Origin of the sequence: Nitratireductor aestuarii, from assembly GCF_014641695.1 — a bacterium.
GTDB lineage: Bacteria > Pseudomonadota > Alphaproteobacteria > Rhizobiales > Rhizobiaceae > Chelativorans > Chelativorans aestuarii.
The window spans coordinates 39,240-64,078 of the sequence record NZ_BMIF01000007.1; the positions used below are offsets into that span (position 1 = coordinate 39,240).

Below are 24,839 nucleotides of genomic sequence, written 5' to 3' on the forward strand. Positions count from 1 at the left end.
GGATTGCCGGCACCTGAATTAAAGGGTCGCGTAGAACGCCTGGAGCTTCTCTGCTTCGGCGTTCCAGTTGTACCGCTTGAGAACAGCCTGGCGGCCGGCCTCTCCCATCATCCGGGCCAGCTCAGGCTCCGCGTTCAGTCTGTCGATCGCTGCAGCGGTCGCTTCCGGATCTGTGGGATCCACGCAGATACCGCATCCCTCGCCTTCAATGATTTCCTTCCACAGCGGAAAGTCCGCGCCGATAACGGCCAGGCCCGCCGCCATGTACTCGAAGAGCTTGTTCGGTTGGGCCGCCACGTGGTTGGCAACCGGAAGAAAGGTGACCAGACCGGCCAGACAACGATCCATCTGCTCTCGCATCGCTTGTCTGTTCAGCAGACCAAATGCCTCAACTCGCTCCCAACCCTTGCTGGACTTGCAGGATTCCTCCGCACGCTTTTCGGTGAACGGTCCGACCAGCAAAAGCTTAACAGGCGTACGACAGTGCGCCATGGCATCAATAAGGTTGGGCACGCCACGAATTGTGGTGATCGCACCTGTGTAGCAGACAAGGCCAGGTCTAACCGAAGGTCTTGGAACCAGGCTTATCTCTTCTTCGATTGGATAGTTGTTGATGACCTGAGAGTTGATCCCGCGCTCATGGTAGCTGTTTGCAATCGCATCATAGGCAGAAACAACCCCATCGAAGGCCGCAAGAGCACTGCGTTCGAACCGGTCATAAAGAACCGAGACAAGGCGGGCCGTCCCAAATTTCAGATAGGGCTTGGTCAGGATGTCTGTGATGTAGTCCTCGTGAGAATCGAAGATTACCCTGGCGCCGTCCCTCTTCAGCTGCAATCCCACGGGGATCAGCTCCGGATCGTGGAGGTGGAATATGGTGCTCCCCGTGGAGCGGGCTGCAGCCAGCACTTTCCTGGCCGTAAGCGTCATGCGCAGCGGACGTGAGGTTGCCCGTTTGCCGGCATCAACGATGCGCACACCCTCTCTTATCTCCGCGCCGCGACCGTCTGCGACCACCAGCGTCACATCGTGACCAGCCTTGGCAAGCGAGCGGCACTGCTTCAGAAAAATGCGGATATCATAGCGCTCGTGCACCGACGTGAGATGACAGATCTTCACCGTGTCACGAGACACTGTTTGCTCTGGGTGATTTGAAGCCGAGATCGACTGCACGTGCTCCCAACCTGATTTCTCTTCCAACATGAACCCTGGCAGCGTTTTGATCCCGATATTGCGAATGAAAGCCTGATGATTTTCATCGGTGAAAGACGCTGTGACGCGACTCCCTGGCGGGAATGGCCGACTAATGGCATTATAAGATGGCCGTATTCCACAATCTTGCTTACTGTCATTCATACGAAGTGAGCGGAATTACTGCGGAACAGATCCACAAAATGGCGCATTACGAATGCATTGCTGCCTCTTCCCGGATCGGTTATGCGATCAACTTACCCAAACAGCTTGAGTGACGCACATTGAACCTTTGGCTAATTGTTCGGCCCCTGCTCTCCCGCCTTGTGCGCTTTTTCCATATCAGCCTGATTGAAGCTCGGTCCGAGCGTTCCTCAAGCCGACTGGGAATACTATGGGCACCGCTATCAACGCTGATATTTGCCGGATTGTTGACCGGCGTATTTCATCAGCAACCACTGCGGGAAGCCGGCGATTTCTTCCTGTTCGTCCTGTCGGGTTATGTGCTCTGGAATTTCATCACCGCCACGGTGACGACCAGCACCACCGTCGTGCAAAGACGCTACGACTTCGCGGTGCATAACAACCTCACGCTGGTCGGCCTGTTCTTCAAACTGCTCATCGACCGCCTGTTTGCCATGGGTTTGAACCTCATCCTTCTGCTTGGCTGCCTGGTGATCGTGAAGCCTCAGACGATTGGCCTTCAGCTCCTGCTCCTTCCAGCGATGCTGTTGATCATGGCTCTGGTTTCCCTGGCGATCGCATATCTGGTGAATGTCGCGGTCATCTTCTTTCCGGATCTGGATGCGGTGTTCAATGTCGCGATGAGGCTGCTGTTTTTCGCTTCTCCCGTGTTCTGGAGCGCTGAGGCACAGGGCACAGGCGTTCGTGCAATTCTTGCCACCTACAATCCGATCTCACATTATCTTTCAGTCTTCCGCCAATGTTTCGGCATAGTGCCGTTCGAACCGATGGCCTGGGCTGTGACCCTCAGCCTGTCATTGATTCTGTGTGTGGCCGGAACAGCTACATACCGGCTCACGGCCGACTTCATTCGGAACCTGAGGTAAGGCGATGGCTGCGATCAATCTTCAGAACGTGAGCGTCAGCTATTACCTGCGGAAATCCAGAACCCGGGGTACGAACCTCGACGGCGGATCTGTCGGCGCCCAGATCCTCGTCGGACAGCGCTATCTGGAAATAGCCGCCCTGCAGGATGTTTCCCTGTCACTTGCCGATGGCGACCGCGTCGGTATCGTCGGAACCAACGGCTCGGGCAAGTCCACGCTTCTGAAGCTCTGCGCGGGCGCGGTGGCGGCTCAGTCGGGCAAGGTCGAGATCGACGGTGTCGTCAGCGCACAGTTTGCGCTTGGCTCGGGCCTGCGTTCCGAACTGTCCGGCAGGCAGAACGCCGCCCTGAAATGCCTCTACCTCGACGTCCCGCAAAGCATGGTGGCCGAGTACGTGGAGGACCTGAAACGCATCAGCGGGCTGGGCTCGTATTTTGAACTTCCGTTGAGCAGCTATTCCGCAGGCATGAAGTCGCGCTTCGTCATGAGCCTGCTCCGCCTTGTTCGCGGCGAAATCCTCATCATGGATGAGTGGATCAACGCGGTTGATCCTACGCTCAATGAGACGATCGACAGCCTGCAGAGCCAGCTGATCGAACGGTCCAAGATCCTGCTGCTCGCCAGCCATTCCGAGCGGGTCTTGCGGCAATGGGTCAACAAGATCATCTGGCTCGAACGGGGCACTCTCAAAGCCTTCGGACCGATCGAAGACGTGCTCAAGGACTATCAGGTCTGGATGAAGAACCGGAAATAGGAAGCGGGGCGAAGCGCTTTCAGCCTTCCCTCAAGCACCGGCCCCATACACGTTTGCCCGCTTGACCTGCACAAAGCCACGCTGACCTGCTTCCACGTCAAGGTCCACGTCAGCATCGATCTCGATGTGCGTGCCGTCTTCGGTCTCGGCAAGAATGCGGCGGCCGTCGGCGCGATCAAGAACGCGGGTGATCCTCACCGGAACGCCCTGCCCTTCACGCGACCAGATCAGATCCGTCGGGCGGACGTACATCTCGGCCGGCCCGTCAGGAATCGCGGCTGTTGCAACCTCCACTCCAGCGACGGTCACGCGACCGTTGCTCGACACGCCAGAGAATCGGTTGGCGTCGCCAAGAAAGCGTGTGACGAAGGCGGAGTTCGGATTGCGGCAGACGTCGCGCGGGGTACCCATCTGGGCGATCTTGCCCTGATCCAGGATGACGACACGATCCGCGAGGTCGAGCGCCTCCTCCTGATCGTGAGTGACGAAGATCGTCGTGATTCCGAGTTCCTGATGGATCTCACGCAGCCAGCGGCGCAGGTCGCGGCGAACGTTGGCATCCAGTGCGCCAAAGGGTTCGTCGAGCAGCAGTACCTTTGGATCGACGGCGAGTGCACGGGCGAGCGCCACGCGCTGGCGCTGACCGCCTGAAATCTGCGAGGGGAAGCGGTTGCCGAGCCCCGGCAGCTTTACGAGCTGCAGCAGCTGGTTCACGCGAGCATCGATCTCCGCCCTGCTGCGGCGAACCTTCGAGACCTTCATGCCGAAGGCGATGTTTTCAGCCACCGTCATGTGCGGGAAAAGCGCGTAGTGCTGGAACACGAAGCCGACGCCACGCTCGCGGACGGGAATGTCCGTCGCATCCACGTCGCCAAAGAGGATGCGTCCGCTGTCGGGAAATTCCAGCCCCGCCACCATGCGCAGGATCGTCGTCTTGCCGGACCCGGAAGGCCCCAGCAGCGCCAGCAGCTCGCCGCTCTCGATTTCAAGCGAGACGCCGTGAACGGCGCGGAAGGTGTCAAAGGTCTTCACGACATTATCGAGCGTGATCTTCATCGGGTGGTATCCTGAGAAACTGCGACGGGTCCGGCCAGCGCCGATCCATGGTGACGGCCTGCGCCCTGACGTTCCAGCAAGACCTTGGCGACGATGGTCACCAGCGCCAGAACAGTGAGGATGGAGGCGGCTGCGAATGCGCCGACGGTCTGATAGTCGTGGTAGAGCAGCTCGATGTGAAGCGGCAGCGTGTTGGTCTGCCCGCGGATGTTGCCGGAGACCACGGATACGGCGCCGAACTCGCCCATCAGGCGCGCATTGCAGAGCACGATGCCATAGAGCATCGCCCAGCGGATGTTGGGCAACGTGACGTAGAAGAAGGTGCGCCAACCGGAAGCGCCAAGAGAAGTCGCCGCCTCCTCAAGGTCCCTGCCCTGCGCCTGCATCAGCGGGATCAATTCACGCGCGACAAAGGGTGCGGTCACGAACATTGAGGCAAGCACGATGCCTGGCAACGCGAAGAGGATCTTGATGTCTGCCGATTGCAGCAGCGGGCCGAAGAGGCCCTGCAGGCCATAGACGAAGAGATAGGCAACGCCCGCCACGATCGGCGAGATGGAGAACGGCAGTTCGATCAGGATCGTCAGCAGCCGTTTGCCGCGAAAGTCGAACTTGGTCAGCGCCCAGGCTGCCGCGATGCCGAATACCGTGTTGATCGGTACCGCGATCAAGGCGGTCACAACCGTGAGGAAGATCGCGTGGCGGGTATCTGGATGCGCAATCGTCGATGCGAAGGTCGGCCATCCCTTCGAGAAGGCCTGTGCGAATATGACAGCGAGCGGCGCGGCGATGAGAAGCGTTCCGACGATGAGCACGAAGGCGATCAGGAAGCGGCGGAATGTGGGGCTGTCGCCAACGCGCGGCGGTTTGCGGCTCGTCATCCTTACCTCGCCGTGTAGCGCAGGGCGCGGGCCTGCAGATAATTGGTGACCGCCAGCATGACGAATGCTGCGAAGAGCATGACGGAGGCGATCGCGGCAGCAGCCGGATAGTCATATTCCTCGAGCCGTATGAAGGCGAGCAACGCAGTGATCTCCGTCTCCATCGGCTGGTTGCCCGCGATGAAGATGATCGCACCAAATTCACCCAAGCTGCGGGCGAATGCGAGCGACGTGCCCGCCAGCAGCGCTGGTGTGAGCAAGGGCAGGATGACCCGGCGGAAGATGTTCAAATCGGAGCTGCCAAGCGACTGGGCTGCTTCCTCCAGTGCTGGATCAAGGTCTTCCAGCACCGGCTGCACCGTTCGCACGATGAATGGGAGACTAGTGAAAGCCATCGCCACCATGATGCCCAGCGGCGTGTAGACCACCTTTATGTTCATGGACGCAAGGAAGCTGCCGAACCAGCCGTTGGACGCAAAGACAGTGGTGAGCGCGATGCCCGCCACCGCGGTGGGAAGCGCGAACGGCAGGTCCACCATAGCGTCGATCAGGCGACGGCCCGGAAATTGATAGCGCACGAGTGCCCAGGCGAGCGCGAGGCCGAAGACAAGATTGAAAGCCGTAGCAGCTGCGGCGGAAAGAACTGTGACGCGGTAGCTGGCGAGCGCACGCGCCGAAGTGACGATGCGCCAATAGTCTTCTGGCCCAAGGCTCGCCGCCTTGAAAACAAGCGCTCCGATCGGCAGCGCTACAATCACTGCCACATAGCAAAGCGTGATGCCCATCGAGAGTCCGAAGCCTGGCAGGATGCGACGCTGGCGCAAGACGATTTCCTATCAACATGAAGACGGCCAGCGACAAAGGTCACCGGCCGTTTTGCAATCGTATGCCTATCGGTTACCGATTACCGTAGATCTTATCCAGCAGGGCGCCGGAGGCAAAGTGTTCTTCCTGGATCTTCTGCCAGCCGCCGAACACGTCCTCGACCGTTACGAGACGAACTTCCGGGAACTCGTCCTTGAACTCGGCTGCCACGGTCTCGTCATGCACGCGGTTGCCGTTCTCGGCAAGGATGCGCTGACCTTCAGGCGTGTAGAGGAAGTCGAGGTAGTTCTTGGCGAACTCACGTGAACCGCGCTTGTCGACCACCTTGTCAACGATAGCGACCGGGAACTCGGCCAGAACGCTGACTTCCGGAACGACGATGTCGAACTTGTCCTCGCCAAACTCCTTGGCAATGCCACGTGTCTCGGCCTCGAAGGTGATCAGGACGTCGCCGATTTCACGCTCCACGAAAGTGGTGGTGGCAGCACGGCCGCCGGTGTCGAACACAGGAACGTTGTCAAAAATCTTGCCAACGAACTCGGCGATCTTGGCGTCGTCGTCACCAAAGGCTTCCTTGGCGTAGGCGGTCGCGGCCAGGTAAGTATAGCGTGCGTTGCCTGAGGTCTTCGGGTTCGGGAAGATCACCTTCACATCGTCACGAACGAGGTCGTCCCAGTTCTTCACGTTCTTCGGATTGCCCTCACGGACCAGGAAGGCCGGGAAGGAGTAGAATGGAGACGCGTTGTTGCCGAACTCACTCTGCCAATCGTCGGAAACGAAGCCGCCCTTCACCAGCGCGTCGATGTCCGTCACCTGGTTGAAGGTGACGACGTCGGCTTCAAGACCTTCGAGGATCGCGCGGGCCTGGCGGGAGGAGCCACCGTGGGACTGGTCAATCGTCTTACCTGGATGGGCAGCGGTGTAGGCCTCGTTGATCTTGGCGAAGAGCTCGCGCGAGATATCGTACGAAGCATTCAGGATCTTGTCCGGTTCCTGGGCGTGCAGCGGCGCGATGAGTGAAGCGCCAAATACGGCGGTAGCAAGCAACAAGGCCTTCATAAGTTTTCCCCTGATCCAAAGTTGCCGAAAATGTAGCCGGGGAAACTTCCAGTGCCGAGGGACCGGCAGCTAGTTCCTACCCTCACATGAGAACTGCATTTCGAAATTGGTGCATCTGAGAGATTCCTTTTGCGCACGAACGTATCGTGCGACGTCTCTCATGGTTCTGTGCGGCTTATAGGCAACAGGGAGCGATGGATAATCTAAACCGCCACTTAAATTTCTCTGGGTATTGTGCATTATGGGCCGTGCGTGCCGCCGGCAAAGTAAACTAAGTAGACGGTGAACGCTCGCGCAGCTGTTGCGAAGAATGAGGCTGATGATGAATCCAAACTACGACACCTATGCGGTAGCAATCATTATCGCCTTCAGCTCCATCATCATTGGGGGTCTGATGGCTGCCGCCCTGACCTTCGGTGAGAAGGACGCCTTCTTCTTTGCGCTGGGATCGGCCACCGCTGCCTGGATCGCGGGCTATGCAGTCTTCCTCGACCGTCCGCGCACGTTCATGATCCTGGTTGGCATCGCCACCGTAATGGCCATGGCCTCCGCCTTCGTTCTGGCATTTTAAGCTTCATCCTCGCGCCGGCGGTTCGAGATACGCGCTCAGGATAACCGGCAATCTCGCAGGCAGATCTTCCGCAATGAGACCCGGTCCCAGAGAACGGGCAGTTTCCGCGTGAAGATAGACGGCTGCGCAGGCGGCTTCAAACGGTGGCATGCCCTGCGCCATCAGCCCCGCAATCATCCCGGCCAACACATCACCTGAGCCAGCAGTCGCCAGATAAGGCGTTCCGTTGCTGTTGATCGCAGCCTGACCATCCGGGTATGCAATCACCGTGTCCGCACCTTTCAGCACCATGACGGCGCCGCTGCGCTCGGCGGCCTGCCTTGCCCGATCCACCTTCGAGAGTTCGGCGGCTGCAGCAATATCCGGGAAGATGCGCGCGAACTCGCCTTCGTGCGGCGTCAGCACAGTGCCGCCGCCATTTTCCTTCGCTGCCTCAAAGAGCGGTTCTGGATCGCCGGCAAAGCCCGTCAAAGCATCGGCATCGAGCACAACCTTCAATCGCCTGCCTGACCTTGAGGTGAAGCGCAGAAGGACGTCGGCGAAGTTCCGCACCTTTTCGCCCAGTCCAAAGCCCGGCCCCAGAACCACAGACGCAAGCTCACGTTCATTGAGGAAGGTGGAAAGTTCCTCCGGGTCCTCTATGCGGCGCAGCATGATTGAGGTCAGATGCACCGCATTCACCGCCAGGGCCGATGCGGGCGACAGCAGGGTGACCGCGCCGGCACCGGCCCGGGCAGCGGCCATCGCAGACATGCGCGCGGCACCGGTTGCGGTGGTGCCGCCTGAAAAAACGCCAACGTGCCCTCTTCTGTACTTGTGGCTGTCGAAGGAGGGACGCGGCAGCAAATGCCGCCAGGACGACGAAAGGTTCTCGTGACACCTGATATCTATGGACTGCAGTACATTGCCCGGAATGCCGATGTCGGCAACTACAACCTCGCCGCAGAGGCTGCGGCCGGGAAAAAGCAGATGCCCCGGCTTCTTGCGGAAGAATGTCACGGTCAACTCTGCCGCAGCGGCTGTCCCAATCACCTGCCCGCTTCCGCCGGAAACGCCGGATGGCAGATCGACTGCGAGAATGGGAGCCTTCGCTTCCGCGCACCGGCGCAGCGCGTCGCCATAGACGCCTTCGAGCGGGCGGGCCAGCCCTGCCCCAAACAGGGCATCCACGACAAGATTGCTTGTGTCCGGTTGGAACGAAGCCAGATCGAACCGCTCGACCGTGCACTCGCCGGCTGCACGGGCCGCATCGGTGCCAGCAGCAGGCTCCTCGGCCCTCCAGATCCTGACGCCAAGTCCATGCTCGCGGAGGATCGTCGCCAGCACATAGCCGTCACCGCCATTATTGCCCGGACCACAGAGAACATCGACGGCCCGAACCTCGACAAAACGTTCCAGGATGATCTGCGCCAACACCTCTCCTGCCCGCAGCATCAACGGATAGCTCTCGCCAATGCATTCGGCGGCGAGACGGTCGGCCTCTGCCATTTGTTGCGGAGTGAGGAGTTCGTGCATGTGCTATAGTCCCGTTCCAGCCAATAGTGGCGCAAACGGGCGGCCGGGTAAATCGGCAACTCTTGTGCTTAGTTATTGAGCATATCGGCTAGTTTTTGTGCAGACGTGGAACAATTTCACCTGTAAAGTGCCTCATTATCGCACTTGAAGCTAAGTGGAACTGTTAACCAGCGTGCGATAGGAAGGCCGGAAGGAGCAAAATTGCGGATTCCAGCACCTCAGAAGCAGTCTGGCACGCTTCATGCTTATTACTAGTCACAAGCGGGTTAACCGCTTACTGCATCAATCGGAGTCCGCCGAACCATGAAAAAGATCGAGGCAATTATTAAGCCTTTCAAGCTCGACGAAGTGAAGGAAGCCCTTCAGGAGGTCGGCCTGCAGGGCATCACCGTTACCGAAGCTAAGGGTTTTGGCCGTCAGAAAGGCCACACCGAGCTTTACCGCGGGGCTGAATATGTCGTGGATTTTCTTCCAAAAGTGAAGATCGAAGTGGTTTTGGTCGACGAAATGGTTGATGCCGCGATCGAGGCCATCCGTAAGGCAGCTCAAACCGGTAGAATCGGCGACGGCAAGATCTTCGTCTCCAACGTGGAGGAAGTCGTCCGCATCCGTACCGGCGAGACCGGACCAGACGCAGTCTAACGAACAACCTACACAAACAAAAAAGTACCTATACCAAGGGGTGAAACCTAAAATGACGACAGCACAGGATATTCTGAAGCGCATCAAGGAAGACGACATCAAGTTCGTCGATCTTCGCTTTACCGATCCACGGGGCAAGCTTCAGCATGTCACCATGGATGTCGATCTGGTCGATGAAGACATGTTCGCCGACGGCGTCATGTTCGACGGTTCGTCCATTGCTGGCTGGAAGGCCATCAACGAGTCCGACATGGTCCTCATGCCGGATCCGGAAACCGTCCACGTCGATCCTTTCTTCGCACAGTCCACGCTGGTGATCTTCTGCGACATCCTCGACCCGGTTTCGGGCGAAGGCTACAACCGCGATCCGCGCGGCATTGCCAAGCGCGCCCAGGCTTACCTCCGCGCTGAAGGCATCGGCGACACCGCATTCTTCGGTCCGGAAGCTGAGTTCTTCGTCTTCGACGACGTCAAGTACAAGGCCGACCCGTACAACACCGGCTTCAAGCTTGACTCCAGCGAGCTGCCGTCCAACGACGACACCGAGTACGAGACCGGCAACCTCGGTCACCGTCCGCGCGTCAAGGGTGGTTACTTCCCGGTCCCGCCGATCGACTCCCTGCAGGACATGCGCTCCGAGATGCTCACCGTCCTCAAGGAGATGAACGTCACGGTCGAGAAGCACCACCACGAGGTGGCTTCTGCTCAGCACGAGCTCGGCATCAAGTTCGCTCCGATGCTGTCGTCCGCTGACCAGATGCAGATCTACAAGTACGTCGTGCATCAGGTTGCCAACTCCTACGGCAAGACCGCTACCTTCATGCCGAAGCCGATCTACGGCGACAACGGCTCGGGCATGCACGTTCACCAGTCGATCTGGAAAGACGGCAAGCCGACGTTTGCTGGTAACGAATACGCTGGCCTGTCCGAGAACTGCCTGTTCTACATCGGCGGTATCATCAAGCACGCCAAGGCTCTGAACGCCTTCACCAACCCGTCGACCAACTCCTACAAGCGTCTGGTCCCGGGCTTCGAAGCTCCGGTTCTGCTCGCCTACTCGGCTCGTAACCGTTCGGCTTCCTGCCGTATTCCGTTCGGCTCCAACCCGAAGGCAAAGCGCCTCGAGGTCCGCTTCCCGGATCCGACCGCGAACCCGTACCTCGCCTTCGCTGCCATGCTGATGGCTGGTCTTGACGGCATCAAGAACAAGATCCACCCCGGCCAGGCAATGGACAAGGACCTCTACGATCTTCCTGCAAAGGAACTCAAGGAGATCCCGACCGTCTGCGGCAGCCTGCGTGAAGCTCTCCAGAGCCTCGACCAGGACCGCGCGTTCCTGAAGGCTGGCGGCGTGTTCGATGACGACATGATCGACTCCTTCATCGAGCTGAAGATGACCGAAGTGCTGCGTTTCGAAATGGCGCCGCACCCGATCGAGTTCGACATGTACTACTCGGCGTAAGCCATTCGAACTTAACGAAAACCCCGGCCACTGGCCGGGGTTTTTGTTTGTGCGAATGCCATAAAAAAACGCAGCGCCTAAAGCGCTGCGACAGGCCGGGGGACTATTGCTTGAGCCAAGTAAGGCTCAGATCGAGGCGCTGGTCCAGCTGACGATTTCGGTTGCGGTCTTCTGGAAGGCTTCGTTCAGGGCGTTCGCAAAAGCATCCGAGCCCTGCCCCGTGACAGGCACCAGGGCCTGGAAGCTGCGAGAGGCGCGTACGTTGCCATTGCGATCGTTCAGCAGGCGCACAAAGAGATCGACGTGGGCCGTGTCGCCGCCACCTGCCCCAACCCTGACCTCGAACGAGCGGATCTCGATCACGATCTGATAGTCGATCGCGAGCCCCTCACCTGGACGGCCCACGCCGGCAAAGCTGTTGGAGCGCTGCAGGGCCTCGATGACACGGGCCTGTACGAGCTTTGGCAAACGGTCTGCCCAGCGGGCGCCCTTCAGGAGCTGCACCGAGCTGCCGCCAAGGCGAATGGCGATGTCCTCACCGTCGAGAAGCTTGAGGGCGGTCGGTTCCGGTACAAGGATCTGCGTACGGGAGAGCCGGCGCGGAGCGGAAACCTTCAGCGGAGCTGAAATATCAAACGCATCAACCGGAGCTGGTCCGAGCCCCGGAATAGCAGCACAGCCGGTGAGAATGAGCGACGCGGCGATGGTCCCAGGTAAAGCTATCTTCAATGGCAAAAGCTGGCTCCAGACTGATTCCGGTCTCCGGTGAGCATCGGATTTTCTTTCTTGCTGGCGTCAGGGCTGATTGTCAACGGCGGGCCCGTCCGTCGTAGCGGCGAACCGTGCCGTCTCCCCCAGTGATGATGCGCTGTGGGTTCTGCTCAAAATCCGTAATCGCCTGTTCGATCCGGCTGATCGAACGGCGGCTCTCACTCACCAGCGCCTCAATGTCGCGCAGACCGTTACCGGAGAAGCGGGCGAGCCCGTCCGTGATGGTGCCGATGCGCGCGTTGAGCGTGTCAGCCACCTGGCGGAACGAAGCAAGCGTCGCGCGGGCATCTCCCATCAGATCACCCGCATCGTCTGATCCGAGAAGACCGTCGAGCTTCGCCAGAACGCCGTCCACGCGGGTAGAAGCCTGGTTCAGACGGGATGCAATTTCCTTGGCGTCATCGATGAACTGGTTGATGTCCTCTTCGCGACCACCGATGGTTTCGCTGATCCGGGCGATCTGTTCGGATGCGCGATCCACCTTGCCGCTCGCGTCGGAGAAGTTCCGGACGATGGTTTCGACGGCTGCTGGATCGACGGCGCTGACGGCCTTGTCGACCTTTTCCAGCGTGGCATTGGCATCGGTCGAGAACCTGTTAATCGAGGCAACGGCGCTGTCCACGCCAGCGGAGATGCTGTCGAGGCGCTCACCGGCAGTGGAGAGCTGAGCCGTGAAGCTTGAGACATCATCGATGACTGCGGCGACCTTGTCCCGATCAACCGCATTGATCAGGCTTTCAGCAGCCGCGAGCGTGGAGTCGAGGCGCTCGGATACGCTTGAGACGGTCTCGGAGAGTTCGCCAGCGCTTGTGAGAAACTTGTCGATGTTCTCCGCATTGTCGCCGAGAGCCTTGGTGAACTTACTAACGTTCTCAAACGTCTCTGTGAGAGGGCCGCGCGAATCCGTCACCAGGCCTTCAAGCTGGGCCACGGCTGCGTCGGCTCGGGTCATCAGGTTCTGCGTTGCCTGCAGGAGGTTCGCGAGCGCGGAAGGCGTGGCGTCCATCGTTGCGATCTGATCGTTTTGCTCCGCCAGATCCAGAAGATTGGGCTCGTTCGGGTCGCCGCCGGTCATTTCGATGCTGGCCTGGCCCGTCAGGCCCGCGAGCCCCACGTCAGCCTTGGTAGACTGTGTCACCGGGGTCCAGCGGAGCACCACCGTGTCGGCGATCGCCACGCGCGGGTTCTGCGGGTCAAGATAGACGCGCTGGACATCACCCACCTTCACGCCATTGAAGAGCACGGCACTGCCACGACCGAGGCCGGTCGCGGATCCGGGAATACGGAAACGCAGCTGCGCGGTTGCGCCCTGGTCGCCGTAGCCGGCCGTCCAGTACACGAAACCGAAGGCCGCCAGGATCGAAAGGACCGTGAAAATCCCGACGATGACGTAGTTTGCTCTAGTTTCCATACATCTTTTCCGTTGGTGGGCCCGGCTGAACGATGGTGCGTGCGCGCTTACCCCGGAAGTAGGCTTTCACCCAGGCCTCCTCGCTTGCCATCATCTCTTCAACGGTACCTTCCACCAAGATTTTCTTGTTTCCGAGAACAGCTATACGGTCACAAACGCTTAACAGACTGTCCAGATCATGGGTCACCATATACACGGTCAGGCCCATCGTGTCGCGCATTTGCGCCACAAGTTCATCAAACTCGGCCGCACCGATAGGGTCGAGGCCCGAGGTGGGCTCGTCCAGAAACACAATATCCGGGTCGAGCGAGAGTGCGCGGGCCAGTGCTGCGCGCTTGATCATGCCGCCCGACAACTCCGACGGAAACTTGTGCGCGGCGTTGCGCGGCAGTCCCACGAGTTCCAGCTTCAGAAGCGCCAGCTCGTCCATCAGCTTCTTCGGCAGGTTCAGATATTCGCGCATCGGAACCTGGATGTTTTCCAGCACTGTCAGGCCGGAGAACAGCGCACCGTGCTGGAACAACACACCCTGGCGCATGTCGATCTTGACCCGATCGGCGTCGCTCACCGTCGCCAGATCCTGACCGAACATCCTGATCGTGCCGCCTACGCGCGGGATGAGGCCAAGGACCGTGCGCAGCAGCACCGACTTGCCCGCACCCGATGCGCCGACGAAACCAAGGATTTCACCGCGCCGAACGTCGAGGTTCAGATGGTCCAGGATCGTGTTCTTGCCGAAGCGAACGACGACATCCCGCACCTCCAGGATCACCTCATCACGCGCTCCGCCCTGCTGCGGCATGTCGTTGTCTGTGCTCATCAAAAATCGATCTGGGCGTAGAAAATGGCGAAAAAGCCATCGAGAACGATGACGATGAAGATAGCCTTAACAACCGACGCAGTGACGCGTTCACCAAGCGACTCCGCGCTGCCGCCCACCTTCATGCCCTCCACTGAAGCGATGATGCCGATGATCATCGCCATGAAGGGCGCCTTGATCAAACCCGCAAAGATGCTGGTTAGATCAATGGCGGTCCTCATCCGCTCGATAAACGCAGCAGGCGTTATGTCCGAATAGGTCCACGAGACGAGGATCGCCCCGCCAAGAGCGGCGAAGTTCGCGATGATGGTGAGGCACGGCAGCGCGATGACGAGCGCCACCAGCCGCGGGAATACCAGGACCCCCAACGGGTTGAGGCCGATCACCGTCAGCGCGTCGACCTCCTCGCGCATCTTCATGGTGCCGATTTCGGCGGTGATCGCACTGCCGGAGCGGCCGGCAATCATGATGGCGGTGAGCAGCACGCCCAATTCGCGCAGCACCAGAATGCCGACCATGTCGACCACGAATATTTCAGCACCGAAGTAGCGCAGCTGGAAAGCGCCCTGCTGGGCAATGATTGCGCCTACGATCGCCGACATCAGCACGACGATCGGGATGGCCTTCACGCCCATCCGGTCGATCTGCGAGACGATAGCATTCGGGTTGATCGACTGCTTGCCACCAAGCTTCATTTGCGCGCCACCGACTGTGGCGCCCAGGATGTGCAGGCCGTAGATGATATCGCTGCGCAGCAGGAAGACGCCCCGCCCAACAGCTTCAAACACTCCGAGCGGATTGAAGCGCCTGGAGGCATCTTCCGGAACATCCGGATTGTCAGCCGTCTCAGCCACGGCGCTCAACAGGATCGAAGCGGCCTCGGACTGGCGGCTGATCTCCACCTTCGTGCCCTGCTTCTCCTGCCGCTGGATCATGCGGGCAATGAGCCACGCTCCTGCCGTGTCGATGTAGCGGATGCCGGAAAGATCGAGATGCAGCGCGGAAAACCCCTCGCGGCTTTCCAGCTGCCGGAACTCGCGGTCGACCTCGCCAACAGTGTGGGTTGTCCAATCGCCCGATAGTTCGCACGTCATCACGCCATCCACTTCGCTCAAGTGGAACGCTGCTTCCGTGGCAGTGCCGTTTCTGCCCTCGTCAATGTCCAGCTGCATCAGAATCCCTTGCGACGTTGCCTCATTCTTAAAGCTCTCACGCTATCAAGGAAACTGCTTTCGCAGCTGGCCCCAAAGGGTTTAACAGGCAGCATAACAGTAGCTTTGCAAGGTGACGACCATGAAGTGCAGTTTGTCGGTCGAGGTGGAGCGTTTCCCCATCGCTGGAACCTTCCGGATAGCACGTGGTGCAAAGACGGAGGCCGTAGTGCTCGTCTGCACCATCCAGGACGGCGATTTTGCCGGACGCGGTGAATGCGTCCCTTACCCGCGTTACGGCGAAACGGTGGAAAGCGTCACCGCCCAGATCAGCGAGATGGCGGACGCAATCGCCGGCGGGATGACCCGCGAAGAGCTCGCCGAACGCTTTCGGGCCGGTGCCGCCCGCAATGCCGTCGATTGCGCCCTCTGGGATCTGGAAGCCAAGATGCAGGGCCGACGCGTGTTCCAGCTGATTGGCCAAAACGCGCCGCAACCGCTTGTTACGACTCAGACAATTTCGCTGGGGACGCCCGAAGAAATGGCGCGGGAGGCAGGGCGCCATGCGTCCCGTCCCGTGCTGAAGTTCAAGGTCGGGATGCCTGAAGGCGACGCCGAGCGGATCGAGGCTGTCCGCCGGGCCGCGCCCAACAGCCAGCTGATCCTTGACGCCAACGAAGGCTGGACCGAGCACAATCTCGAAGAAAATCTGCGCATCGCGACCGAATTCGGCGTCGCCCTCATTGAGCAGCCGCTGCCTGCGGGACGGGACGATGGCCTCGCGGAGGTGTCCCATACGGTTCCGATCTGCGCCGACGAAAGCCTTCATACGCGCAAGGATCTCGTGCAGCTGCGCGGCCGTTATGACGCGGTGAACATCAAGCTCGACAAGACGGGTGGTCTCACCGAAGCGCTTCTGTTGAAGGCTGAAGCCGAGCGGCTTGGCTTCTCGATCATGGTTGGCTGCATGGTCGGCACATCGCTTGCCATGGCGCCCGCCATCCTCGTTGCGCAGGGCGCCCAGTTCGTCGATCTCGACGGGCCGCTGCTTCTCGCCAGGGATCGCAACCCCGGCCTTCTCTATGAAGGAGCATCCGTTCATCCGCCCGAGCCGGAGCTTTGGGGCTGATTGGCAACAGGCTCTGGACTTTTTGGCAGATATCTATGATTGCATCCAGCTTCGGAAAGTGAAACCGTTCCGGCATAGAAAAGATTTGAATCAAGGTTTCAGGATTTGGCGGAATCACGTTGAAATTACTTCGGTTTGGCAGCTTTGGGTCAGAAAAGCCGGCAGTGCAGCTGGATGACGGGAGCATCCGCGATGTTTCCTCTCTCGTGCGCGACTACAGCCCAGACACGATCTCGCCCGCGCTCATCAAGATCCTGCTCGATGCCGATCTCGATACTCTGCCGGTCGTGCCGAATGGCGTGCGCATCGGCGCACCGATCGCCCGCACCGGGCATTTCATTGCCATCGGCCTGAACTACGCCGATCACGCGGCAGAAACCGGTGCAGCCATTCCGTCCGAGCCGATCATCTTCTCGAAGGCGCCCAGCTCGCTCTCCGGCCCGACAGACGACGTGATCCTGCCCAAGGGTTCGACAAAGGGCGACTGGGAAGTGGAGCTCGCCGTGATCATCGGCGAACGCTGCCATTATGTGCCTGAAGAAAAGGCGCTGTCGAAAGTCTTCGGCTATGCCGTCTGCAATGACGTCTCCGAGCGCGAGTACCAGATGGAACGCGGCGGCCAGTGGATCAAGGGCAAGAGCGCTCCCACCTTCGGACCGCTCGGACCCTGGATCGTCACGCCTGACGAGATCGCAGACGTGCAGAACCTGGAGCTCTTCCTCGACCTCAACGGCGAGCCCATGCAGCGCGGCAATACCAGCACGATGATCTTCTCCGTCGCGCATCTCATCTCCTATCTGTCGCAATTCATGGTGCTCGAGCCCGGCGACGTCATCACGACAGGAACGCCACCCGGCGTCGGCCTCGGAAAGACGCCCCAGATTTTCCTCAAAGCAGGTGATGAAATGCGCCTTGGAATTGCCGGGTTGGGCGAACAGAAACAAAAGGTTATAAGTCGCTAAGTTACAAAGCGATTCACGTTTGGGAAAGGGATGGACGATGGCGGAAGACGCGCGCAAGACCGCGAACAATTCGGATCTCACGGAGGCTGCGCTCTTTTTTCATCGCTACCCGGTACCGGGCAAGCTTGAGATCCAGTCGACTAAATCGCTCGGCAACCAGCGCGACCTGGCTCTTGCCTATTCGCCCGGCGTGGCGGCGCCCTGCCTTGCGATCCACGAAAATCCGGCACTCGCAGCTGACTACACGTCGCGCGCCAATCTCGTTGCCGTCATCTCCAACGGAACGGCGGTGCTGGGCCTCGGCAACATCGGCCCCCTCGCCTCAAAGCCCGTGATGGAAGGCAAGGCCGTCCTGTTCAAGAAGTTCGCAGACATCAACGTCTTCGACATCGAGATCGACGCGCCCGAGATCGAGCGCATGGTCGAGACGATTGCGGCGCTTGAACCTACCTTCGGCGGCATCAACCTTGAGGACATCAAGGCGCCGGAGTGCTTCGAGGTCGAAGAACAGCTGAAGGCGCGGATGTCGATTCCGGTCTTCCATGACGACCAGCATGGCACGGCGATCATCGTTGCGGCTGCCGTGATGAACGGCCTCCAGCTTGCCGGCAAGGATATCAGGACTGCCAAGATCGTGACTTCGGGCGCTGGTGCGGCTGCGCTCGCCTGCCTCAACCTGCTCGTCTCGCTTGGGGCCAAAACGGAGAACATCTGGATTACCGACCGCTTCGGCGTCGCCTACAAGGGCCGCGTCGAGGAGATGGACCGGTGGAAGGAGCCCTATCTCAAGGACACCGAGGCTCGCACCCTTGCTGACGTGATCGGCGGTGCTGACGTGTTCCTCGGCCTCTCTGCCGCTGGCGTGCTGAAGCCCGAGCTTCTCGCCGAAATGAACGAGAAGCCGTTGATCCTGGCGCTCGCCAATCCGACGCCGGAAATCATGCCGGACCTCGCGCGCCAGGCCCGGCCAGACGCGATGATCTGCACGGGTCGTTCGGACTTCCCGAACCAGGTCAACAACGTCATCTGCTTTCCGTACATCTTCCGTGGCGCGCTTGATGTCGGCGCGACCGCGATCAACGAGGAGATGAAGCTTGCAGCGGTTCATGCCATCGCGGCTCTCGCCCAGGAGGAGCCGTCCGATGTTGCCGCCCGCGCCTATTCAGGCGAGACGCCGATCTTCGGACCGGAGTTCCTGATCCCCTCGCCCTTCGATCCACGTCTCATCCTGCGCGTTGCACCGGCTGTCGCCAAGGCTGCAATGGAAACCGGCGTCGCCACGCGCCCGATCGAGGACATGGACGCCTATCTGGACAAGCTCAACCGCTTTGTGTTCCGCACCGGCTTCGTGATGAAGCCCGTGTTCTCGGCCGCCAAGCAGGCCAATCGCCAGCGCGTCATCTATGCGGATGGCGAGGACGAGCGCGTGCTGCGCGCCGCGCAGGTCGCACACGAAGAAGGCATCGCCTATCCGGTACTGATCGGCCGTCCGCATGTCATCGAGACGCGTCTCAAGCGCTATGGCCTGAAGATACGCGCGGGCAGCGAGTTCGACATCATCAACCCCGAGGACGATCCGCGCTACCGCGACTATGTGGAGCTGCTCATCCGCCTGACCGGGCGTCGCGGCGTCAACACGGAAGCAGCCCGCCTGCTGGTGCGCACCAACAACACGGTGATCGCCGCACTTGCCATGATGCGCGACGAAGCCGACGCGATGCTCTGCGGCCTGGAAGGCCGGTTCGAACGGCACCTGCGCTATGTCGACATGATCATCGGTCGCGGCGAAGGGGTGAAGGAACTCTCGGCCCTTTCCATGCTGATCATGCAGCGCGGTGTTACATTCTTCACCGACACTTTCGTGACGCACAATCCGACAGCCGAAGAAATCGTCGAGATGACGCTGCTCGCGGCCAAGGAGATCCGCCGCTTCGGCATCGAACCCAAGGCAGCGCTGCTGTCGCATTCCAACTTCGGCTCGCGCGATTCCGAAAGCGCGCTCAAGATGCGCCGCGCGGTGAGCACGCTGCACCAGGTGGCGCCGGAACTGGCCGTCGAAGGCGAGATGAACGGCGATGCCGCGCTGAACGAGGCGTTGCGTCAGCGCATCTATCCGCATGCGAACATGAGCGGCGAAGCGAACCTGCTCGTCTTCCCCGACCTCGATTCAGCGAACATCACGCTTACGACGGTGAAGACGATGACGGATGCGCTCCATGTGGGCCCGATCCTGCTCGGCGTGGCGAAGCCAGCGCATATCCTCACCCCGTCGGTCACCTCGCGCGGCATCGTGAACATGACGGCTTTCGCAGCCGTTGAAGCCTGGAACGCAAAAAACGGCGTGGCTTAAGAAGCGGACCGGATGGAAACCAGCTGGCGATATACCCAAATAATCGCCAGCTGTGCTTCTCACCAATTAACCGGTTTACGTCTTCTGCAAGCTTCTTTAGAGCTATTCGCGAAGACAACGCGTGAAAGAGACTGCTGTAATTATGGCCGACGATCGCATCCGCTACGACATTCTTGTGCAGGAAGCTGCACGCGGCGTCATACGCAAAGTGCTGCAGGAAACAGCGCAGGCTGGCCTGCCGGGCGAGCATCATTTCTTCATTACCTTCGTCACGACGGCGCCGGGTGTGCGCATTTCCAGCGCGTTGCGCGAGCGTTACCCCGAGCAGATGACAATCGTCATCCAGCACCAGTACTGGGACCTGAAGGCGCACGAAAAGGGTTTCGAGATCGTGCTTTCCTTCTCCGACGTTCCGGAGAAGCTCGAGATCCCCTACTCGGCCATCCGCGGCTTCTACGATCCGCATGCGAACTTCGAGATGGAGTTCGACGACGTCCGTCCGGCTGTTGCCGACGAGGCTCCCGTGCAGGAATTCCAGCCGCGTGACGCTGAGGCTGGCAAGGCCGCTGACAAGCCCAAGAAGGCGAAGCAGCCGAAGAAAGCGGACGCTGAAGACAAACCTGATGCGGACGGTTCCGGCAACAAGGGCGCCGAAGTCGTCTCATTGGATGCCTTCCGGAAGAAATAAGGATGGGCGAAGTCGTCAACCTCAGGGCACGACGAAAGGCCAAGGCGCGGTCTGACAAGGAACGTCAGGCCGAGGAGAACCGGATCAAGTTCGGCCGCACGCTCGCCGAGCGTGATCGCGCCAAAAAACTAAGTGAAATCGAGAAGAAGAGGCTCGATTCTCACCTTCTGCAGGAAGACACCCCACCCGAGGACGACGCTGAGAAATGAGCCTGCAGCGCAAACGTTCGGTGACCCTTCACGGCCACCGCACGAGCTTTTCGCTTGAGGATGAATTCTTCGAGGAAATCCAGCGTATCGCGCGTGAGCGCAGTCAGGCCGTCGCTGCCCTGATCGCGGAGATCGACGATGCCCGTCCCCGCGAAATCAACCTCTCGTCCGCCCTGCGCCTCTTCGTGCTCAACGACCTAAAGGCGAAGGTCTCCGTCAACGCGAATTGAACAGCTCGAAAAGCCGGCGGCGGTTCTCGTCAGGCGTCAGCCTGCGGGTGCCCTGCGTTTCGCCGGAGTTGTAGTTGAGCATGGAGTTGGACCCACCCCCAGCCGGCGATGGAGTGACGGGTGCAACAAGGCCCTGGGGCGGGATCCTGATCTGGGGGATCTGCTGCTGCTCCCGCTCCATCTGCTTCTGGACTTCCAGCCGACGCTTTTCCTCAGCAGCCCGACGCGCTGCCTCCGCCGCCTTGCGCTTTTCTTCTGCAGCGCGGCGTTCTGCCTCCTCGCGCTGCCGGCGCGCCTCTTCCGCCGCCTTGCGGCTACGTTCGGCCTCGCGCTCAATGCGGATACGCTCAGCCTCTTCCGCCGCACGGATCGCCGCCTGCTGCTCATAATAGCGCTGTTCACGGCGCAGCCGCTGCGTCTCCAGCAGAACCGCCTGCATGTGTTCGACGCGGTCCTGCTCGCGCTCCAGAGCGCGCTGGGTCAGGAACTGAGCGAGCGGCTCGGTGTCGAGCGTGCTGGCCGCTTCTCCCAGCGGGCCGGACAGGCTGAAGCGTACGGTCGGGTCCGCACCTGCCACCGCATCGATACCCGGTTCAAAGGTGAGACTTCCCGAGGCAGAAACGCTGCGGTCGCGGAAGTTTGCCGACCCTTCAACGCTCATGCGTGCCCCTTCGTTGGCGAGCTGCAGCGGCGGGAAACGGGCAACGCCATTGGCCACAGTGAAGGCAAGTTCGGCTGAGCCCGCCTCGAATTTACCGTTCCTGATGATGTCAGGTGCGAAGGTTTCGATATGAGATGCATCGACCTCGGGGCCAAGCTCATCGGCCTTTTCGAGCAACAGCTTGAACGCCTGTGGGTTAAGGCCTGAGATGGCTATATCCTTGAGCGTGGCCGACCCCGAGCCGGACAGCGCTACAACGAGCGCGTTGACCGATTTGCCGGTGGCGCTGACGGTCGCATTCACGTTGGCGGAACCGGACAGACCACTCTCCGGCAGCAGCTTCAAGAGCGGCACTTCTTCGAGCTCGAACTGGGCAGAGAGAAGCCCGGTTCCCTGATCATTGCGCAGCTCCGTCAGTCCCTTCACGCGGCCACCAAAAAGCGTACCGGACACGTTGGAAAGCGCCAGGCGTTCGGTGTCGAGCCGCAGCTGCATGTTGGCAGACTCAGCGGCTGTCCAGTCGCCCAGCCAAAGGCGCTCGGTCGTCAGATCCACATCGGCCGTGAAGGGCATGCTCGGCTGGCGTTGAAGCGAGGCTTCGGGCCATGTACCCTCCCCCGGTTGCAGCGCCTCGCTACCGGTCACCATCTCCACGGCAAGCGCAAGATCAAGCGTGCCCAGGTGGAGCTCGCCGGTGACGTGCGGGATGCTGTTGCGCATCTCGGCGTTGAGATCCCCGTGAAGGCTCGAACCGGCGATCTGGCCCGTCACATCGCTGATTACGGCGAGCTTCTCGCCCACGTCGATCGAGGCTCTGATTTCCGCCGGAAGACCATAGCCAAAGCCCGGCAACGCAATGCCGGCAGCAGACAGCCAAGGTTCCAGGTCTCCGGATCTTAGCTCCACTTCGCCACGGGAGTTGAACTGGTCCTCGTCGCGGGCCACCGTGCCGTTAAACGTCGCGGCAAGATCCTCGCCCTTGAAGGTCACCGTGGTAGCCGCACCGTCTGCGAGCTTTCCGGAAAGGCTTGCTTCAAGCGTGGCGTCCCCAGCAAATCCCAAGGGCAGTCCCGGCAGACCCACCAGCGCGTAGAGATTTGCAGGCTCGGCATTGCGTGCCGTCAGCTGCAGTTCAATCGGTGTATCAGCGCCAAGGGCAAGATCCTGCGCGCTTCCGTTCAGCGTGAAGTCGGTGCCGCCCGCGACACCTTTCACAGTCAGATTGCTGGAGCCATCGACAGAACGGCCAGCGAGAATGTCCACCTTCCCCTCTTCCAGCAGGCCCGGATAGAGGGAGGCATTGCGCGCGAGGAGCTGGATCGGCCGGACATCCGGCAGGTTCTGGGCAAGCAGACTCACGAAGGGAGCTAGATCGACGGCGACGATGGTGGCGTCGACGCTGCCGGCGGGATTCGCCGAGAGGGTCTCGATGCGTCCCGTGGCGCTGACATTTGCGCCCGCCAGGCCGGTTGCGGAGAAGCGATCAATTTCCAGCACCTGCTCGCGCAGGCGAAGCTCCGTCTCGATACGCTCGGCTTCAATGCCGCGCGACACGACGGGTCCGGCAGCAAACTCTACGTCGACATCGTGATCGGCGACGCGGTTCTGCCCCTGTTCATCGATGAAAAGCGAGGCAAAGGCCCGCAGCCCGTCGACATCCAGACGTCCGCCATCGAGCGAGACGAGGATCGATGCACGGCGATCAGCCGGACTCTGCCGCTCCAGACGCCCGCCAAACCGTGCTTCGCCCAGGATGAGCTCAAGGTTCTCGAAAGTCTGCTGGGTGGCGCTCAGCGTCACATCGGCGCTGAAGCCAGCGGCCGGAAGACGGCGGATTGCGTCATCCACATCGCGGGCCACCCACATGGCAAACCCCGAGGGCTGGGAGATGGCGAGCAACATCTTGCCGGCAAACGAGACCTCGTCACCTACGGCGAGAAGCCCCTTGCCTTCAAAGCGGGTGCGGCCCGGCAGGGTCGCGGCGACGGAGCTGATGCTCCAGCCTTCCGCCACAGGTTCGGCCTGAACCTTGATGTCTCGGATTGTCGTATCGCCCGCCACGATCGCCGGGAGGTTGACCGAAACGGTGCCCGGGATGGACGGCTTCGGCAGGCCAGACACGAAATTCGCAAAGGCAGCGATGCGTTCACCCGCCGTGATCAACGACTTGTCCGCCTGATCGGCCGAACCCTCCCAGCGCAACTGCGCCCCGTCCGCGACAATCGAGAAGGATGGATCGATGCCGAAGGCAAGCTCTGCATGACCATCCGCCGTATAAGGATCTTCTGCCGTTCCCGAAACCAGTCGGAACTCGTCAATGCCCAGGCGTTGGTGGCTGAGGTTGAACTTGCCGGTCACTCGGTTCGCTATCACCGGTGGCGCTGGATTTTCCGCGTTTGTCTGAACATCGGCAAAGGAGCGCAGATCGAAATTGCCCGCATATTGGGCCTTGCCTTCGCTGACGCTTGCCTGACCGTCGACATCCAGCGCGAAAGGCAGGCCCTCCGGCTGGGCCGAAACGCGAATGCGGATGCCCTCGGCGCTTCCTGTTCCGGTGGAACCCGAGACCCTCATTGGCAGTCCGTCAACCTTCAACTGGCCCTGCACCCGCCATGGCCCTGCGAGAGAGCGAGCGGAGAGTTCGCTGTTGATGTCGCTCAGCACGATACTACGCTGGTTGGCGCCACGATGAACCGTAATGCTTCCGTCAGTTACGGTCAGCCGCTCCAGGCTTACCTGCTGCGGATCGAAGGGCGAGGATGGCCGCATGGCCCAATCAACGCGCCCTTCGTCGTCGATGCGGATGTTGGCGCGGGGCCGTACCAAGCGCATGTCGAAGATCAGCACCTCACCGCTCAGGAATGGAGCGAGCTCCGCATCCATCGAAAATTCTTCGATGGTCATTGCTGGCTCGTCAGGCGTCGTACCGGCAACGACCACGTCGCTGAAGGTGACAGAAGGGAATGGCAGGAGCCGTGCGCGGGCAGACCCTTCCACGCGAACGTCACGGCCCAGGATGATCCCGGCCTGGCGTTCGAAGTCGGCACGGTAATTGGCCCAATCGATGAAATAGGGAGCCACGAGCGCAGCTGTCAGCAGCAGCACCACAAGCCCGCCTAAGAAGACGAAGAGCCTAGCCAGTTTTCAACTCCCTACGTTTCATCACCACGCAAGCGCACTGCGAATTTTTCAGTACGACAAGACTAACAGCAATCCTGGGCCACAACGAGACAAACCAAAGAGGGTTCACCATCCGCGAAAAATGTGTTGGCCCCGATATAGCGGCACAGATGCAGTTGTGCAGCCTCTGAACAATTATCCCACAACGAGTTATATTTTGGTGCGAATTGCCATTCTGAACAATCGTGGATTTTACGCAGCTACAGGCCTGATCAGAACAAAGCACGGCATTCGGCACCCATAAGCCAGTA

The 24,839-nt window shown here is 60.3% G+C and carries 22 protein-coding genes; 11 read left to right on the forward strand and 11 right to left on the reverse strand.

Features of this window, described 5'->3' with window-relative positions:
- Positions 1 to 18: 18 nt before the first annotated feature.
- A complete protein-coding gene (locus IEX27_RS12115) occupies positions 19 to 1,356 on the reverse strand; it encodes a glycosyltransferase family 4 protein (RefSeq protein ID WP_188721327.1) in 1,338 nt (445 codons plus the stop codon).
- 266 nt (positions 1,357 to 1,622) lie between these two features.
- On the opposite strand from IEX27_RS12115, the gene IEX27_RS12120 reads away from it, so the two are divergent.
- On the forward strand, positions 1,623 to 2,261 hold the full coding sequence (locus tag IEX27_RS12120) for an ABC transporter permease (protein ID WP_244630347.1): 639 nt from the start codon (positions 1,623 to 1,625) through the stop codon (positions 2,259 to 2,261).
- Positions 2,262 to 2,265: 4 nt separating this feature from the next.
- Positions 2,266 to 3,015 (forward strand): ABC transporter ATP-binding protein, encoded by a 750-nt coding sequence (locus IEX27_RS12125; protein ID WP_188721329.1) that lies wholly within the window; start codon positions 2,266 to 2,268, stop codon positions 3,013 to 3,015.
- Between the two features lie 30 nt (positions 3,016 to 3,045).
- Here IEX27_RS12125 and IEX27_RS12130 read toward each other — a convergent pair whose 3' ends face one another.
- The 4 genes from IEX27_RS12130 to cysP all read right to left on the reverse strand — a co-directional run bounded on the left by IEX27_RS12130 (position 3,046) and on the right by cysP (position 6,836).
- Positions 3,046 to 4,071 (reverse strand): sulfate/molybdate ABC transporter ATP-binding protein, encoded by a 1,026-nt coding sequence (locus tag IEX27_RS12130; protein WP_188721330.1) that lies wholly within the window; start codon positions 4,069 to 4,071, stop codon positions 3,046 to 3,048.
- Complete coding sequence (gene cysW, locus IEX27_RS12135; RefSeq protein ID WP_188721331.1) at positions 4,068 to 4,952, reverse strand: sulfate ABC transporter permease subunit CysW; 885 nt, start codon at positions 4,950 to 4,952, stop codon at positions 4,068 to 4,070. The genes IEX27_RS12130 and cysW overlap by 4 nt, the downstream gene beginning before the upstream one ends.
- A 2-nt stretch (positions 4,953 to 4,954) precedes the next feature.
- Complete coding sequence (gene cysT / locus IEX27_RS12140; protein WP_210315536.1) at positions 4,955 to 5,737, reverse strand: sulfate ABC transporter permease subunit CysT; 783 nt, start codon at positions 5,735 to 5,737, stop codon at positions 4,955 to 4,957.
- Between the two features lie 112 nt (positions 5,738 to 5,849).
- Positions 5,850 to 6,836 (reverse strand): thiosulfate ABC transporter substrate-binding protein CysP, encoded by a 987-nt coding sequence (gene cysP / locus IEX27_RS12145; RefSeq protein WP_188721333.1) that lies wholly within the window; start codon positions 6,834 to 6,836, stop codon positions 5,850 to 5,852.
- Between the two features lie 319 nt (positions 6,837 to 7,155).
- On the opposite strand from cysP, the gene IEX27_RS12150 reads away from it, so the two are divergent.
- On the forward strand, positions 7,156 to 7,407 hold the full coding sequence (locus tag IEX27_RS12150) for a hypothetical protein (RefSeq protein ID WP_244630348.1): 252 nt from the start codon (positions 7,156 to 7,158) through the stop codon (positions 7,405 to 7,407).
- A 3-nt stretch (positions 7,408 to 7,410) separates the two neighbouring features.
- On the opposite strand, the gene IEX27_RS12155 is transcribed toward IEX27_RS12150, so the two are convergent.
- Positions 7,411 to 8,922, reverse strand: a complete 1,512-nt coding sequence (locus IEX27_RS12155; RefSeq protein WP_188721334.1) for an NAD(P)H-hydrate dehydratase — start codon at positions 8,920 to 8,922, stop codon at positions 7,411 to 7,413.
- Positions 8,923 to 9,225: 303 nt separating this feature from the next.
- Between IEX27_RS12155 and IEX27_RS12160 the strand changes: the two genes are divergently transcribed.
- Both IEX27_RS12160 and glnA read left to right on the forward strand, forming a co-directional pair.
- On the forward strand, positions 9,226 to 9,564 hold the full coding sequence (locus tag IEX27_RS12160) for a P-II family nitrogen regulator (protein WP_188721335.1): 339 nt from the start codon (positions 9,226 to 9,228) through the stop codon (positions 9,562 to 9,564).
- Positions 9,565 to 9,616: 52 nt separating this feature from the next.
- A complete protein-coding gene (gene glnA, locus IEX27_RS12165) occupies positions 9,617 to 11,026 on the forward strand; it encodes a type I glutamate--ammonia ligase (protein WP_188721336.1) in 1,410 nt (469 codons plus the stop codon).
- Positions 11,027 to 11,152: 126 nt separating this feature from the next.
- Here the strand turns inward: glnA and IEX27_RS12170 are convergent, their stop codons facing one another.
- The 4 genes from IEX27_RS12170 to IEX27_RS12185 form a co-directional block, all read right to left on the reverse strand.
- Entirely contained in the window at positions 11,153 to 11,755 is a 603-nt protein-coding gene (locus IEX27_RS12170) for an ABC-type transport auxiliary lipoprotein family protein (protein ID WP_188721337.1), read from the reverse strand.
- A 79-nt stretch (positions 11,756 to 11,834) separates the two neighbouring features.
- Positions 11,835 to 13,208: an MlaD family protein gene (locus IEX27_RS12175; RefSeq protein ID WP_188721338.1), complete on the reverse strand. Its 1,374-nt coding sequence runs from the start codon at positions 13,206 to 13,208 to the stop codon at positions 11,835 to 11,837.
- The gene (locus IEX27_RS12180; protein ID WP_188721339.1) at positions 13,198 to 14,028 is read right to left on the reverse strand and encodes an ABC transporter ATP-binding protein; all 831 of its coding nucleotides are present in this window, start codon (positions 14,026 to 14,028) and stop codon (positions 13,198 to 13,200) included. The genes IEX27_RS12175 and IEX27_RS12180 overlap by 11 nt, the downstream gene beginning before the upstream one ends.
- Positions 14,028 to 15,200, reverse strand: coding sequence for an ABC transporter permease (locus tag IEX27_RS12185; protein WP_188721340.1), 1,173 nt, complete (start codon positions 15,198 to 15,200; stop codon positions 14,028 to 14,030). The genes IEX27_RS12180 and IEX27_RS12185 overlap by 1 nt, the downstream gene beginning before the upstream one ends.
- Positions 15,201 to 15,321: 121 nt before the next feature.
- On the opposite strand from IEX27_RS12185, the gene dgcA reads away from it, so the two are divergent.
- From dgcA to IEX27_RS12215, 6 genes are all read left to right on the forward strand, one after another.
- Positions 15,322 to 16,308 carry an N-acetyl-D-Glu racemase DgcA gene (gene dgcA, locus IEX27_RS12190; RefSeq protein ID WP_188721341.1) on the forward strand — a complete coding sequence of 329 codons (987 nt, stop codon included), beginning with the start codon at positions 15,322 to 15,324 and terminating at the stop codon, positions 16,306 to 16,308.
- A 119-nt stretch (positions 16,309 to 16,427) separates the two neighbouring features.
- A complete protein-coding gene (locus IEX27_RS12195; RefSeq protein ID WP_188721342.1) occupies positions 16,428 to 17,270 on the forward strand; it encodes a fumarylacetoacetate hydrolase family protein in 843 nt (280 codons plus the stop codon).
- A 37-nt stretch (positions 17,271 to 17,307) separates the two neighbouring features.
- Positions 17,308 to 19,620: an NADP-dependent malic enzyme gene (locus IEX27_RS12200; protein WP_188721343.1), complete on the forward strand. Its 2,313-nt coding sequence runs from the start codon at positions 17,308 to 17,310 to the stop codon at positions 19,618 to 19,620.
- Positions 19,621 to 19,762: 142 nt separating this feature from the next.
- Complete coding sequence (locus IEX27_RS12205; protein ID WP_188721533.1) at positions 19,763 to 20,308, forward strand: SspB family protein; 546 nt, start codon at positions 19,763 to 19,765, stop codon at positions 20,306 to 20,308.
- Positions 20,309 to 20,310: 2 nt separating this feature from the next.
- Positions 20,311 to 20,517, forward strand: a complete 207-nt coding sequence (locus IEX27_RS12210; RefSeq protein ID WP_188721344.1) for a DUF4169 family protein — start codon at positions 20,311 to 20,313, stop codon at positions 20,515 to 20,517.
- Between the two features lie 2 nt (positions 20,518 to 20,519).
- On the forward strand, positions 20,520 to 20,747 hold the full coding sequence (locus tag IEX27_RS12215) for a ribbon-helix-helix domain-containing protein (protein WP_188721534.1): 228 nt from the start codon (positions 20,520 to 20,522) through the stop codon (positions 20,745 to 20,747).
- On the opposite strand, the gene IEX27_RS12220 is transcribed toward IEX27_RS12215, so the two are convergent.
- Positions 20,734 to 24,549 (reverse strand): AsmA family protein, encoded by a 3,816-nt coding sequence (locus IEX27_RS12220; RefSeq protein WP_280516490.1) that lies wholly within the window; start codon positions 24,547 to 24,549, stop codon positions 20,734 to 20,736. The genes IEX27_RS12215 and IEX27_RS12220 overlap by 14 nt on opposite strands.
- Positions 24,550 to 24,839: the final 290 nt, after the last annotated feature.